Origin of the sequence: Bacillus sp. FSL H8-0534, assembly GCF_038005885.1 — a bacterium.
Lineage (GTDB): Bacteria > Bacillota > Bacilli > Bacillales > Bacillaceae_G > Bacillus_A > Bacillus_A pseudomycoides.
Map to the genome: position 1 here is coordinate 70,557 of NZ_JBBOUC010000002.1, position 13,977 is coordinate 84,533.

Annotated in this window: 9 protein-coding genes and 3 pseudogenes; 5 read left to right on the forward strand and 7 right to left on the reverse strand. The window is 33.5% G+C overall.

Going from position 1 to position 13,977, the window contains the following annotated elements:
- Positions 1 to 127: 127 nt before the first annotated feature.
- Complete coding sequence (locus MHH71_RS27350) at positions 128 to 517, forward strand: VOC family protein (RefSeq protein WP_006097000.1); 390 nt, start codon at positions 128 to 130, stop codon at positions 515 to 517.
- Between the two features lie 754 nt (positions 518 to 1,271).
- On the opposite strand, the gene MHH71_RS27355 is transcribed toward MHH71_RS27350, so the two are convergent.
- The gene (locus MHH71_RS27355) at positions 1,272 to 1,700 is read right to left on the reverse strand and encodes a hypothetical protein (protein WP_033799353.1); all 429 of its coding nucleotides are present in this window, start codon (positions 1,698 to 1,700) and stop codon (positions 1,272 to 1,274) included.
- Positions 1,701 to 2,591: 891 nt separating this feature from the next.
- A complete protein-coding gene (locus tag MHH71_RS27360) occupies positions 2,592 to 3,353 on the reverse strand; it encodes a Nif3-like dinuclear metal center hexameric protein (protein WP_006096998.1) in 762 nt (253 codons plus the stop codon).
- An 825-nt stretch (positions 3,354 to 4,178) separates the two neighbouring features.
- Here MHH71_RS27360 and ltrA point away from each other — a divergent pair.
- Positions 4,179 to 5,828 (forward strand): group II intron reverse transcriptase/maturase, encoded by a 1,650-nt coding sequence (ltrA, locus tag MHH71_RS27365; RefSeq protein ID WP_006096946.1) that lies wholly within the window; start codon positions 4,179 to 4,181, stop codon positions 5,826 to 5,828.
- Positions 5,829 to 6,316: 488 nt separating this feature from the next.
- Here ltrA and MHH71_RS27370 read toward each other — a convergent pair whose 3' ends face one another.
- The 3 genes from MHH71_RS27370 to MHH71_RS27380 all read right to left on the reverse strand — a co-directional run bounded on the left by MHH71_RS27370 (position 6,317) and on the right by MHH71_RS27380 (position 7,891).
- On the reverse strand, positions 6,317 to 6,706 hold the full coding sequence (locus MHH71_RS27370; protein ID WP_033799383.1) for a cupredoxin domain-containing protein: 390 nt from the start codon (positions 6,704 to 6,706) through the stop codon (positions 6,317 to 6,319).
- A gap of 408 nt (positions 6,707 to 7,114) precedes the next feature.
- Positions 7,115 to 7,567: a GNAT family N-acetyltransferase gene (locus MHH71_RS27375; protein ID WP_006097079.1), complete on the reverse strand. Its 453-nt coding sequence runs from the start codon at positions 7,565 to 7,567 to the stop codon at positions 7,115 to 7,117.
- A gap of 138 nt (positions 7,568 to 7,705) precedes the next feature.
- On the reverse strand, positions 7,706 to 7,891 hold the full coding sequence (locus MHH71_RS27380) for a hypothetical protein (RefSeq protein WP_033799382.1): 186 nt from the start codon (positions 7,889 to 7,891) through the stop codon (positions 7,706 to 7,708).
- 864 nt (positions 7,892 to 8,755) lie between these two features.
- Between MHH71_RS27380 and MHH71_RS27385 the strand changes: the two genes are divergently transcribed.
- Entirely contained in the window at positions 8,756 to 8,965 is a 210-nt protein-coding gene (locus MHH71_RS27385) for a hypothetical protein (RefSeq protein ID WP_006097076.1), read from the forward strand.
- A gap of 49 nt (positions 8,966 to 9,014) precedes the next feature.
- A pseudogene (locus MHH71_RS27390) lies at positions 9,015 to 9,218 on the forward strand (IS66 family transposase); the annotation flags it as partial.
- 177 nt (positions 9,219 to 9,395) lie between these two features.
- On the opposite strand, the pseudogene MHH71_RS27395 reads toward MHH71_RS27390, so the two are convergent.
- Together MHH71_RS27395 and MHH71_RS27400 are read right to left on the reverse strand one after the other, a co-directional pair.
- A pseudogene (locus MHH71_RS27395) lies at positions 9,396 to 10,831 on the reverse strand (IS4 family transposase).
- Positions 10,832 to 11,520: 689 nt separating this feature from the next.
- Positions 11,521 to 12,663, reverse strand: a pseudogene (locus MHH71_RS27400) (IS3 family transposase).
- 565 nt (positions 12,664 to 13,228) lie between these two features.
- Between MHH71_RS27400 and MHH71_RS27405 the strand changes: the two are divergent.
- Complete coding sequence (locus MHH71_RS27405; protein ID WP_002130391.1) at positions 13,229 to 13,975, forward strand: ABC transporter ATP-binding protein; 747 nt, start codon at positions 13,229 to 13,231, stop codon at positions 13,973 to 13,975.
- Positions 13,976 to 13,977 lie beyond the last annotated feature (2 nt).

The following is a 13,977-nucleotide window of genomic DNA, read 5'->3' on the forward strand; positions in this document are numbered from 1 at the left end:
TACTGTTTATTAATTTATACGTCTTTCATCTTAGATAGCTCTCCCCTGAATGATGGATTTTAATCCAGATATCTCTAATATATAATAGCTATTGTAAGGCTTTTAAAATTTAAAAGGAGGGAATTGCATGAAGAATTGGGTTCAGTTTAGATTTGCAAGACCAACAGATAAATTTGAAGAAGTTATAGGTTTTTATGAAACAGGATTGGGTTTAAACCGTATAGGGGAGTTTCAAAATCATGAAGGATACGACGGGGTTATGTTTGGATTACCTGATGAAGAGTATCATTTAGAGTTCACAAGGCACGTTAATGGAAGTCCATGTCCTGCGCCGACAAAAGATAATTTACTAGTTTTTTATATGCCTAATAAAGATGAAATTGAAAAAATAACGAATCGATTAAATAAAATGGGCTATCATGAAGTTGAACCGGAAAATCCGTATTGGATAGAGAAGGGAACGACGATAGAAGATCCGGATGGTTGGAGAATTGTACTCATGAATGCAGTTGGATAAAACAAGCTTTTTTAAATATTTAATAGTAAGTATTTTTATTCCTAAGTTCCATGCAATCTAAAAAAATGCAAGAGAAATCTTTGTAAGGAAAAACGAAAAACATACAGTATTAAACCTACCAAGAAACTTTGTTTACATAAAGTTTCTTGGTTTTTTATTAGATGTACTAACGCTTTTTAGGATGTATCACTAATAATCTAGAAAAAATCCCCTGGTATTTAATTGTAATTCAGAATATTTAGATGTATAATGAGTATAGTATAAATCAATCTTTTATCCCCACTAATCAAAAAAGGGTTGTAAAGCAGAAAGCAGGAATCCATAACGGGTTCCTGTTTTCTATTTATAAAATAGTACAGCTCTGGATTCGATAACAAAAGTATCATTATTTCATTGGATTTTCTGAAATTTTAAGTGTTGAGATCCAATTTATTTTATAATGAGGATTAAATGTAAATAAGAAATGAGCTTTACAAAAGATATAAAATGTTAAACTCATAAAATCCAGTGATATCAGTACGTGTGCATGATATCACTGGGTTTTTATTTGGATATTTAACGGTGGATTTTACAAATTATAAAAAGATGTAAGCTTAGTTTTACTTTTTAAATATGAACCGTCCTAAAAAGTGAACAGCGTTTAAAAAGGTATATTCATTTTGAACACTGTCATAGTAAGGATTTTCAGTCCTTAGCATACAATTTTATTTTTCGATATGGTGAGGCTCCTACTGTGTACATATACACACACGTATTATTCTATATGAGCAAATTTAACTTTATTTGGATCTACCTTTGCGTTTATCACTTTGACCTTTATAGAATAGGTAGCTTCTTCTAGAGAATTTATAGGGGCTGAAAATGGTTGGAAAGATGAATGCTTATGATTAGGGATAGTTGCACTTGTTACATATGATAAATCACCTATTAAATTATAAAACTCAAATACTACTCGGCTTGGTTCTTGTTCATTAGCTGAACTTACATCAGCAATCCCAATAAAAGTATTAAAATAAGGGTAGTATCTTATGGCATCCCCATCATAAAGCCAAAATTCACTTTCATTTACGGATGATTTTTCATTGTTAATTTGAGCGGAAACTGTATTCTGAGCAGGACTATAAAATGTACCAAAGACTAGAAAACCTATACTCATTACCGGAATAAGAATTCTTTTCTTCAATTTAACGACTCCTTTAATTACAGTTTTTAACAATTTAATAATACTATTTTCCCTTTAAAGTGTAAATATGGAAAAATTTTTTATCAAAGAAGCAAAATGATATGTCAAAAAACAAGAAGCACCGAAAAATACGATTGATACAAAAATAACCTACCTAATTGGGTTTACCACACCATTTTGGTGAGATTACGCCCGCTCCCCCTTTTGTGTAAAGTCATAAAGAAAAGACACCCTAAGGTGCCTTCCTCTGACTTGAACCATTTTCATTTAATACGAATCTATCCGTATTATCCCTTTGTTATAGATGTAAACACAGCCTATAAAACAGAGTCGTCTATATACACCAGATTGTTAGTTCACAAAATACAAGAGATTTGAGATCAGTATCGGAGTAACGCCACATCCCCTATAATGATTGATATGTTACGCCTTTCAAAAGAATCTGATTTATAGAACGTGTCAAAATTTATATTTTACTATATTTAATATTCATTTAGTGTATTTTTCGTTAATATGTATAATTACATAAAGGGATATCGTCAGCATTTCGGAAAAAACGACGCTAAGAGCATGCAAGGTTTTATACAGTTTTTCGGCTAATCCAGTAACAAACGAGAATCCTAAAACCACGCGAGGATAGGAATGTATAAAAAAATGCATAGATCCATAGAACAAAAAAAGGAGGATCCCTTGTGAGAGTAGGGATCCTCTTTGTCCTCGCTACTGATAATGAGACGTTATGTTAACCTTTCATGTATAAGGTATACAAATAAACTTTTTAATTATCCTTCATATAAAAATGGATTCTCTTATAGCATATCTATATGTATTATTTACAAAAAAGTTTAATTAAATCTCATAACAACAGCATATAAAAGCGTTATCTATGTCTTATTTTATATTTGCTTCATAATGCTCTTCATTAAGTCTCACTACTTCAAGTTCTTTTTTATTCTCATTCAATTTCAATGCTAAACTTTGAATTCCAAAGAATTCTGTGAAAGTATGACTCCCAATGATAAGATTTATCCCTTTAAACTGAGCATATTGAATCGTATACAAATTACATTCACCTGTAATGTATACGTCACACTTATTTTCAACTGCTTCCTTAAGGCAAGTTGTTGACCCTCCATTACCACAGACTAAGCCCACTCGCTTCACCTTTTTGTCATTAAACCGCCAAAATTTAACTGGTTCTTCAAGTATATTTTCGATATTTTCCACCAATTCATTAAATTCAATTTCTTTATCATATTCTGCGATTCTACCAAAATATAACCCTTCCCATTCGTGGGTTCTTTTAACATTTTCTAAATTCAATTTTTTTAATAAACTATCATTTGTTCCAAAGTTACAGTCATCAAGTGGCAAGTGATTATAGTAGTGACTTATACCATACTCTGCTAGTTTTTCTATGCATGCCTCTTTTAATCCATATATTTCATCCCATGCATCGTGGTGTGTCACCATCATATCAACTCCATGAATTCTTGCTTCCTCAATAGTTTCAAGCGTTAGGTTAACACAGTATCCTAATTTTTTAACTTTTTTATCTGCATGGTATGTAATCCCAGATTCACTAGAATAGATTTTCTTATTTGTTACATTAAAAAGTTCATTAATTCTTTCAACAATATGTAAAACATCCATATACTTACCTCCTCAATTTCATCCTATATTTCTTTATTATATTATAAAACATGTTCATTTTTTCTAAAAGAGTTTAAAATTAACAAAGAACTTCGTCAATTAGTTAGAGATGGAGAAAAGATTGAAGCTATTAAAAAAGCCCGATAGGTTTTGGGATTATCATTATTTGAAGCTAAAAATTATGTTGATTCTTTATAGATAACTTCCGAGAACGATAATTATGGTGCGACAAGAAGTTGCATTCCCACAGTGTAGCTTACGCTACCCCTCTAGACGCAAAGAAGGTCTCCATCCGAAACTGTATTTCTGGTAACGGGAATGTAGGTTGCATGAGGAAATGCGGAAACAGAGGACAAATGCATGGTCCGGAACACTGCTAGGAGAAGATAGGTATGGTAAACGAGAGTGAAGGTTTGTAAGCTTCGTAAACGTTAGCTCAAGATAATGCATGGCTTTGCTTGGGTATTGGCAAGAGGAAAAGTAGGGTCATAATACTACTGTGCTGCGTCCCGCATCTTGCTCGGAGTAAAGAACCTGCCTAACCCTATCGCATCTGTGGAATGTGGAACTTGGTAAGCCCTATGTTATCTGTATAAACAGTAGAGAGATCGAAAGGTCAAACGATGTAACAGAGGGTATGGGATATGGGAGAAAGCAAATGCCGTTATACCGAAAGGTAACAGGAAAGCAAAAATGTATAACTGAACGGATACTGTCGTCCTTTTGAACACATTATGACAGACTTGAAAGAGGGCCCACTTCCCATAGGTCTTCAACACATAAATACATTTGTGGTTAACTTTTGATGAAAAGGAGCGTGCAGTTATGAACACCTCAGAACGAGCGTCGGCGCACGCTTCATATACAAATTGGAATTCAGTAGATTGGCATACAGTCCAAAAGTATGTGATGAAGCTACGACAAAGAATTTATCGTGCCGAACAACAAAAGAAACTTAGAAGAGTCAGGAAACTTCAACGATTACTCCTACGGAGTGAAGCTAACTTACTGTTGTCCATTAGAAAAGTAACACAACAGAATAACGGAAAGCGTACCTCTGGAGTAGACGGTTATACAGCACTTCATTCTGGAAAAAGAAACGAATTATACCGACAGCTAAAGAGGCTCAGTATATTTCAACATCTTCCCAAGCCAGCGAAACGAACCTATATCGCTAAAAAAAACGGAAAACTGAGACCTCTCGGTATTCCAACTATCAAAGACAGAGTCTATCAAAATATGGTGAAAACGGCGCTAGAACCGCAATGGGAAGCACGATTTGACCCCGCCTCATACGGGTTCCGACCGAAGCGGAGTACACACGATGCCATTAGTAATATCTTTAATAAGATTAACACAAACAGTAAGAAAAAGTGGATATTTGAAGGTGATTTTAAAGGATGCTTTGACCATCTAAGTCATCATTGGATACGAAAACAAACTTACAGTTTTCCAGGAAAAACACTGATTCAGCGATGGTTGGAGGCTGGATATATAGATCAACATTCTTTCTCTGAAACAAAGGAAGGAACTCCGCAAGGAGGAATTATATCCCCGCTTCTAGCTAACATTGCATTACACGGAATGGAGGAGGAACTTGGCGTTATATATCGAAAGACATATAAATCCAATGAAAGCTACGCAATTCATCCTAAATGCAAAATAGCGATTGTTCGATACGCGGATGATTTCGTTGTCTTAACAGAAACGAAACAACAGGCTCAATCCATATATGAAAAGATACAACCGTACTTGAATAAAAGAGGACTTGAGCTGAGTATTGAAAAAACAAAGGTGACTCACATTGAAGAGGGATTTGATTTCCTAGGTTTTTCCGTACGTCAGTACAAAACGTGGAAAGGGAATAAATTACTGATTAAACCCAGCAAAGATAGCGTTAAGAAGGCAAAGGAAAAGATAAGGAATACGTTCCGCATCATGAGAGGACAGCCTATTGGGGAACTCATTAAAGTGTTAAACCCAATTATTAGAGGGTATGGACAATATTGGAGACATGTCGTATCTCAAAAGACATATGATAAAATCGGTCATTATATTTTCGAGAAAATATGTAAACATCTTATCCGATTGCACCCTAAGAAATCATGGAAATGGATAAAGAAGACTTACTTCAAAAAGCCTCATCACGGAGGCAAGGAATCTTGGACTCCGACCTGTCCTCTAACAAATATCCAGCTCTTACAAATGCCTTGGTTTAAAATTAAACGGCATGTGATGGTCTTATATAAGAACAGTCCCGATGACCCTACTCTTAAAGAATACTGGGAAAAGCGAGACCGTAAGGTCTTTGATGGAACAAATACCTTAGATAGAATTAAACTGGCGAAAAAACAAGGGTATCGTTGTGCGTTATGCAGACAACCACTACAAAATGGAGAAAAGGTTATTATACGTGATTTACCAATACACTCAAATAAGGTTACAAAGCTAGTACATGTACCTTGCATCAAGTAAGAAGTTGTTTGGATAAAAAGAAGGCTTGAGCCGTATGACGGGAAAGCTGTCACGTACGGTTCTTAGGAGAGTTAGGGGCAGTGATGCCCCTCGCTTATCCGACTAAAAAGTAAAGCCGTTGTTGCTTTAAAATAAAGTTTGATCAAATTGATACTAATAACCTTGATAAACGATCATAGAAAAGAGCGTGTGTTGAAAAAAGATTGATCAAAACACGCTCTTAATATATTCAATTGAATTATTCTTTTATAAAAAAGTTTGATCATTTTCTACCTGTATTGCTCCACAATCGCGCCCGATTGTGGAAGATCTTAATTACTATGTTTTATTGAACAAACCTACCTCTTTACTTTACAAAAAGTGAGCGTTTACCTTTTTGTAAGAACATCTGTTTGTGGAGGGGAGTTAGCGGTTATAATGATGTCTGGGTAATAATAAGTAAGTTACCGTTGCTTATTAAAAAAACAAGGCCCGATTGGCCCTGCTTGTTATTTGACTATTACTTTTCCATCCATTCCTTTCTGGAAATGGTACCGACATATCAATTCATATGTACCGGGCTTTTTAGGTTTCACGGTAATGTTTTTTTCTTTTCCCGGCTGGACTTCGGCGTCAATTCTGAGCTTTTCCACTGTGAAGGTGTGCTCTTTCTTACCTTGGTTTTTCAATATCAACGTTGTCGTTCTTCCAATCGGGATAGTGATTACTTTCGGATTAAAGTAATCATCGTTCAACCCGACCTCAATCACTTTCACTGACTCAATAGGCTGTGTTACGACGCCGGATTCGGCAAATACACTGAGTGATCCTGGAGTTGTCACAACCACAATCATCGTAAGCAAAACGACCAATCCAGTTAACCGCTTTTTTACAGACATTCGCAATCCTCCCTTTCCTAAGCACTATTGTTTTCCAATTCATAAAATATTATCACTATAAATGGGGTTCCAACGTGTTTCAAATAGTAACTCTTTTATCTGAAACAGTGACAAAGAAAAAAGATCGACTCTAATGACGATCTTCTGGAATCCATTCTTCTTCAATTAATCTGCACCATTAGTTTAAGTGTAATACTTCACATTCAAATAAATATTTTCATCATCCTCAAGTTGATCTTCAACAATCTGGTCCGATTGCGGAACAAGAAAAAATCCAGCACATCAACACAGGATTTTTGATCAAACTTTATTATAAACGATCAAACTTTTTTATAAATTATCAAACTTTGTTTTAAAGCCACACCGTATTTACATAATTATCGAACTCGGAAGTCAATGAATCTCTTTTTACAAATTTAGATAATGCGTAGTGTGGAGATAGATATCCCCTTTTAAGAATCCTGTGGAGATGTAAAATTTGTCAGCCTGTTCTGTGTCCGTGTAAAGTACCAAGACTTTATAATGCTTTCTCGCATCACAAATGATGGTATTTAACAGGAACTTTCCTAGCCCATTTCTCCGATTATCTTTAGCAATATAGAATCTTCTCAACCGGCCAATCTCTTGTCTTTTTGAGGATGGATCTATATTAAGCCCTCCAATACCAACTAACACATTTTTCTTGTTAAATACACCGTATAAGGATTCTCCGTGCTTATCAAAAGTGTTGATACCAGCCTTATAATCATTAACTAGCCTTTCAAGAAAACGAAAGCCATCTTTCTTGCTCTCTTGTACTAAATGAGTGAGATCATTATAAAACAGATCTTGTTGTATCTGTCTAACTTCAAAATCTTTCATATTTCTCCCCCTGATGATTAAGTCTATATACTATATTCTTGTTAAAAAAGAGGAATCCCTTTCTGTATATTCCATACATATCAAGTAGACATAACGCCCAAAAAGCGGAAGTTGTTTTACCTAAAAATACAGCCTTTACTATATATTTTTATTCATACCTTTAGAGGAGTTTTTTGCTACAGAATAGCCTGTCATTCCAGATATAAAGCTCGGTGGTAAACTCCAAAAAAAGAATCCCCATTTGTTTGTAATTACTGACAGAATGAGAAAAAAAACAGGAAGTCCTATCATGACCATGAGGGAAATTTTTTGATATTTGTTCAAAGGTTTACACTCCTTTCAAAATAAACAGCAAATCTCTCTTCATTTTGGAGATGGTATTGTATTTTATTGTTTTGCTAATCTACAATTTCGTATAATGCTATAAGTCCCCATAGACAAGAACATGATACTCAGTCCGATAAACGTAGTACCCGTCCCCATGTTGCCCTGTGAGAAGTTCTCGATTGCATATAACACCATGGTCAACATACTGATAAACAGAGTAACAATAGTAAAAGGATGTATCTTTACCATCTTTTCCATCTCCATTTCATAATCTTATGTATACATATTATACCAATGAAGTTGTAGGTTAGATACAGATTTTCCCTGTATGTCCTATACATGTTCGATTAACATAACGCAATATTATCAGCAGTAACCAAATCCCAGAAAACCATTCATACCAAAAGTTTTCCAGCTTTCCGTTCCCTTCTCTATATGCAGTATTTCATACATTCCTGTCACAACAGCATTTGGCAGTTCAAATCGTCCTCGCAACCTGCATGAAATCCTGCATATCTTTAGCGTATAAAAAATTCAGTTTCCGCTTCCTAAAACTGTCTTAGCGTATATTTTCGTTAAAATGTTGGTGGTACGAATAATTCACCTTTCTTAACAACAATATAGTTAAATATGGTAAAATAGTAATTGGATTGAAATACAATATACTTGGGGGGACAACCACATCACTATCAAGTTAAGACTGCATTAGGAAATTTTCAGGGGAGTTTTTTTGCTTTTTATAGGGGATCAGTGTAGATTATTTAAAAATTCGCATACGAAATAAACCCTAATTAATATAGGCATTACTACCATAATGGGTATTGTATGAAAAAAATATTTTATGAAAGCAAGTGAAGAAAAATGAATAATAAATTAATTCAACGTAAATGGGCATTAGTTGTAGCAATTTTGTTTACAATATCATCTATTATGCATCTAGCAGGAGGAGATATTAAGGTTGATCCTTATGGAATGGGAGAGTTATTGGCAGATTTTTTAATCCCCATATTATTTTATGTTTTGGCATTTAAAAAGAAGAAAGAAAAACAACTTCAAGATAATCTGAACTAGTAATTTATAGTCGCTAGTTTTTTTGGGGGAAGAATCATGTTTTTATTCTGTTGAAACTTTTTTATTAGACGATCGTTTAGAAATCGATAACAATAAAAGTGAATGTTCTATTAAACTATTTGTGAGCGGGAGAAAAAAATGGTTATTTTCAAATACACCGAGAGGTGTTAGAGGAAGTGCCATCATGTATAAAGTGGTTGAAGCCGTAAAAGAGAACAATTTAAGTTCCTATCATTATCTTCTATATTTATTTATTTGAAACGCTCCTAAATATCGATTTAAACAATAAGGCCTCACCATACATGCCCATCAACTTAAGAGTGTAAACAAACTGAACTTTCGTTCAGCCGGGTTAAAACATTCTTAAAATAGATGTATATTCTTAAAAATGCGCATACCAAATAAACCCTAACGGGTTTCACTTTTTTAATTATGCAATTTTCTTTTGTTTTCTCAATCCATTATACTCATAGACAACACCCATAATATCAAAGACAGTCTTCTTCTCATATCTGTGAGATTTTCGTCCATTCTTCTGTAGAAGATGGAACAGGCGGATTAAAATCTTTGTTATTTCTCGGGTGTTTTGCTGTATAGTTTGATAAAGAATGTATAGATGGTCTTGAATCATTCCAATGGCCTTATATTCGCTTAATTCTCTTTTCTTCTTTTGTAAAATTAATTGTCGCATCTTAAACATAGTAGAAGAACATAGAAAAATAGCGATGAGTTTTCCATAAATGTGGCATTCTAATCGCTCTCGTTTGACATTGTGCCAATCATGAATTTGAAATAAGGATTTCCAAGTTTTAAAGATAATTTCAATCTGCCAGCGGAGGGAATAAAAATCATGTATTTGTTCCATCGGAACCCATTCCAAAGGTGTATTGATAACATAAATGTTCATACCAGCTAATCGTTTGCTTTTCTCTGAGTATGTAATGCCCTTTTTACTTTCGGTATACACTTGTTTTTTCTTAGGTTCTCGAAGTTGTTTTTCAGTTAATCGATATATAATAACGCGTGTAAATAGTTTTTTATCCTTTCCAATATAAGCATCTGTTATTTCATGGACCTGTCCTGGTTTTAAGATATTCATAATGTGTTCTAAATCAACTTTGATGTACTGAGACTGTTTTTTTACTGTCCCATTTCGAAAGTATTCAGGAAACTCATTTTTGATATACACCATATTATTTAATTTCAGCCGCGATATATAATATACCCCACGTTGGTCCATTTGATCTAAATCGTCCAGTGAATAATAACCCAAATCTCGAATACAGAGGTCGCCAGGCCGTAATGTCGCTAAACATTCTGTTCCAAAGGTTTTATCATTATTCTTCCCTGGTTCAACTTGAAAATTTAAAAACTGCCCACTATGTAAATCATATTCTAATTGAATCTTTATACCTGCTGTTTGTGCACAACCACCCGAACCGGGATACACACTAGCTAAGTGTTTTGGTACTTGAAAATCGTTGCATCTAAAATACGAATTCGTTGAAAATGGGTTAGTGAAGAACTTGGAATCACTGAAGTTTCATAAACTTTATTTTTTAATAATGCAGAGAAAACATGTTTTAAAAAACAAACAGCTTTTTTATTGAACCGTTTATTTAGTCCTTCTGGACTAATAAGAGTTCCTGTAGCTGCATGTAGTTGACTACACAGTCTAACTAAAGAATCACTCGCTATCCGTTGACTCATCCAAACACAGATAGTGGCTAAGTCATGTCCTGAAAACTTACGCTTTCGTTGAACAAAATCTAACTCTCTAGCAAGCTCTTCTAAAAATGAAGGAGTAAAATATTGATATAATTCCTCAGCAAATAATTGGTGTTCATCTTGAATCGAAAGATTCATAAAAAATGCCATCCTTTCTGCATATTTCTACAAAAAGAATAGCGATTTTTTCGCTATATGGATACAAATTTATCTTAACTTGATGGTGATGTATGGTACCATCGTATAACCCAAAAAATATTGCTTTCACAAGGGTTTAGTAATTTTTTCACATATAACTTTCTCTTATTAAATATCAACTTCTAATGGTATAATATGTATAAAATATTGATAAATGGAGCCTTTTTAATGAAAAATTATAAAAAAGCTAGTAAATGGTTTTATTTTTCCTTCAATTTCGTAATGTTTATAGCCTCAATATTTGCATTCATTATTAGTATCATAGATTATAAAATCTGGCTCATTTCTTGTACATTTCTGTTACTCTCTATTAGCTGTTTAATTTCATGTTTTAAAGAAATTAAACTCAAAAAATCTGAGTGATTTTCAGTTAAAGTGGGAAATCCTCATGCTCATCAATTTAAGAAATTAATTGTTCCCAAAAACAATAAAAATAAACTTCGTTGTTATAAAAGCTACAAAAATTTTATTCTGGGGGCATTATAAAATTTTAAGTTGATGGGCATGGGGCGATACCCCATCGCTATCAAGCTAACAAAACTAAATTTCTTTAAAATGAAAAAATACGCTATTCTTTCTGTAGAATCATAGGTGGTCTGACCCCATTTGGTGAGACAAAGAAAAAACACCTAGACAACATGTTTCCTATAAGCTATAGGTGACATGTTATCTAATTTTCTCTGAATCCGTTCATTATTATAGTAGTGGATGTATTCATCCACAGTTTGTATTATACTAGCATTATTCGATTGTTTTATATTTTGCGCATAGAATCCTTCGGATTTCAAGTGAGAATGAAAGGATTCTATGAGGGCATTATCATGGCAGTTTCCTGTACGAGACATGCTTGTGATAATGCCTTTTTCTTTGGCATATGTTTGAAATTGTTTTGATGTATACACTTTTCCTTGATCCGAATGTAAAATCGTATCAATCACATTTCGCTTTCTTAAAGCTTCTTTTAGAGTATCTAATACAAGAGAAACATCCTGTGTCTCACCTATTTTATAACTTATAATTTCATTGTTAAACCCATCTATAATAGATGAAAAATAAAGAGTCTTATTGCCGAACATCAAATACGTGATATCCGTGAACCATTTTTCATTAGGCTTGGTAGCTTTAAATCTTCGTTGTATTCTATTTTTAGCTACCACTGGTTCATGACCGAGTACAAATATCTTTTTCTTTTTTCTAACCCGAGATAATACGTAATACTTTTTTATGATTGATTACGATGTTAAATTGATTACGTAGACAAGCTGTAACCCGACGATATCCATACCGATATTTATGATGTTGACATATTTCTATTACGGTTTTTTCTTCATGATTAGTTACTGTTTTCTCCTGCTTTTTCCAACGATAATAAGTAGCACGTGAAATATCAAATATGGAACACAGTTCTGCAATTGTAAAAATTGATTGCCATTCCTTTATCATTTTCATTATTTCTTCTTTTCCTCCCACCTCCTTAAAATTTCTTGGCACTTTTCCAGCAATATAATCTTTGCCTTTAAATAACGTATTTCTAATTCTTTTTGTTCAAGTTCTGTTAACTTTTTTAAGCCTTTTCCATGTACAGATTGTCTTCCAATAGATTGTTCAAACCGATAGGTTTCGCCTTCACGATACCATTTCATCCAAGTTTTAATTTGAGCCACATGTTTAATTCCTAAGGCATCCATAATTTCTTTATTTTTGAATCCTTGGTGTTTCATTTCAACTACTTTCCACTTTATTTCGGCGGGATAATGCGTCTTTTTCCCCATACGAAAAACACCTCCATTAAAATCATAACTGATACTTACGATTTAGAGAGGTGTTTTTTATCGTCTCATTCTCAGGGTTCACTCCAAATAGTAAGGATGGCGTTTTTTTCGTTTTATAGATACAATTTTTCTTTAGCTCGATGAGCATACGGCAGGATCAAAGGTATAAGAAATATAAAAGGTGTAGAAAATTGTCAAAAAATACAAAAATATTATTGAATATATTTTAATAGTATTATATCATAAGGAATATTATGGTATAAAATATGTAATTTCAACTAAAAAAGTAATTAGAACAATTATTTGCGAAAAATATTATTTCCTAACAATTGACGAATTCAGAAATGCTTTTGACGTAGTAAAAGGCTGTGGTTTTGAAGTTTGGTTAAATAACTACTCCTACACTGTAGTTGGTGGTATTTGCAAAGATAGTACACCAGGTGAATAAGTAGAGTGCTAATTAAACCTTAATATACTATAAAACAACAGGTATCTATTACTTTTTCATTAAGAAGAAAGTAATAGATACCTGTTGTTTTATAAATACTAATATAGGGAGACATTTATGGGGATTATAGAAGTTAAGAATTTAGAGAAATCATTTTTCATTGAAAAGAAAATGATAAACATCCTGAAAGGGGTAAATCTTGAAGTAAAGCAAGGAGAATTCCTATGTATCATGGGTGCGAGTGGCTCAGGTAAAACTACTTTGTTGCAATTACTTGGGGGGATAGATCAAACGACAAAAGGAGAAGTTAAAATAGGGGATACAGAAATCTCAATGATGAATGAAAAAGAATTGGCACTATTCCGAAGAAGGAAAATAGGATTCATTTTTCAGCAGTTTAACTTAATACCTATTTTTAATGCGGAAGAAAATGTTACCCTTCCTTTATTATTGGATAATGTCGAACAACAAAAAGCCACAAATCAAGCAAAAAAACTTTTGAAAATTGTTGGTTTAGAAGGCAAGGAGGAAAATCTTCCTTCTCAACTTTCTGGAGGTCAACAACAACGAGTAGCGATTGCTAGAGCTTTTGCTAATGATCCTGAAATTATATTAGCAGATGAACCGACAGGAGCATTAGATTCTGAAAATAGTAAAAATATAATTACTGTACTTAGGAATGCTTGTGATGACTTAAATCAAACGGCAGTTGTAGTAACACATGATCCTTTTGTAGCAGCTCATGCGGACAGGGTTGTTTTTCTATTGGATGGTTTAATAATTCATGAATACGAGGAAACTAACGAAAAGATTTCAGAGAAAGTTAAGCGTATTCAAGAAATAATGAACACACACTTTCAATAGAA

Bases quoted from the DNA above. Each gene is read 5' to 3' on its own strand.
- MHH71_RS27360 (WP_006096998.1), bottom strand. From the start codon at position 3,353: ATGGATGTTTTACATATTGTTGAAAGAATTAATGAACTTTTTAATGTA.
- MHH71_RS27385 (WP_006097076.1), top strand. From the start codon at position 8,756: ATGAATAATAAATTAATTCAACGTAAATGGGCATTAGTTGTAGCAATT.
- MHH71_RS27405 (WP_002130391.1), top strand. From the start codon at position 13,229: ATGGGGATTATAGAAGTTAAGAATTTAGAGAAATCATTTTTCATTGAA.
- ltrA (WP_006096946.1), top strand. From the start codon at position 4,179: ATGAACACCTCAGAACGAGCGTCGGCGCACGCTTCATATACAAATTGG.
- MHH71_RS27375 (WP_006097079.1), bottom strand. From the start codon at position 7,567: ATGAAAGATTTTGAAGTTAGACAGATACAACAAGATCTGTTTTATAAT.
- MHH71_RS27370 (WP_033799383.1), bottom strand. From the start codon at position 6,706: ATGTCTGTAAAAAAGCGGTTAACTGGATTGGTCGTTTTGCTTACGATG.
- MHH71_RS27350 (WP_006097000.1), top strand. From the start codon at position 128: ATGAAGAATTGGGTTCAGTTTAGATTTGCAAGACCAACAGATAAATTT.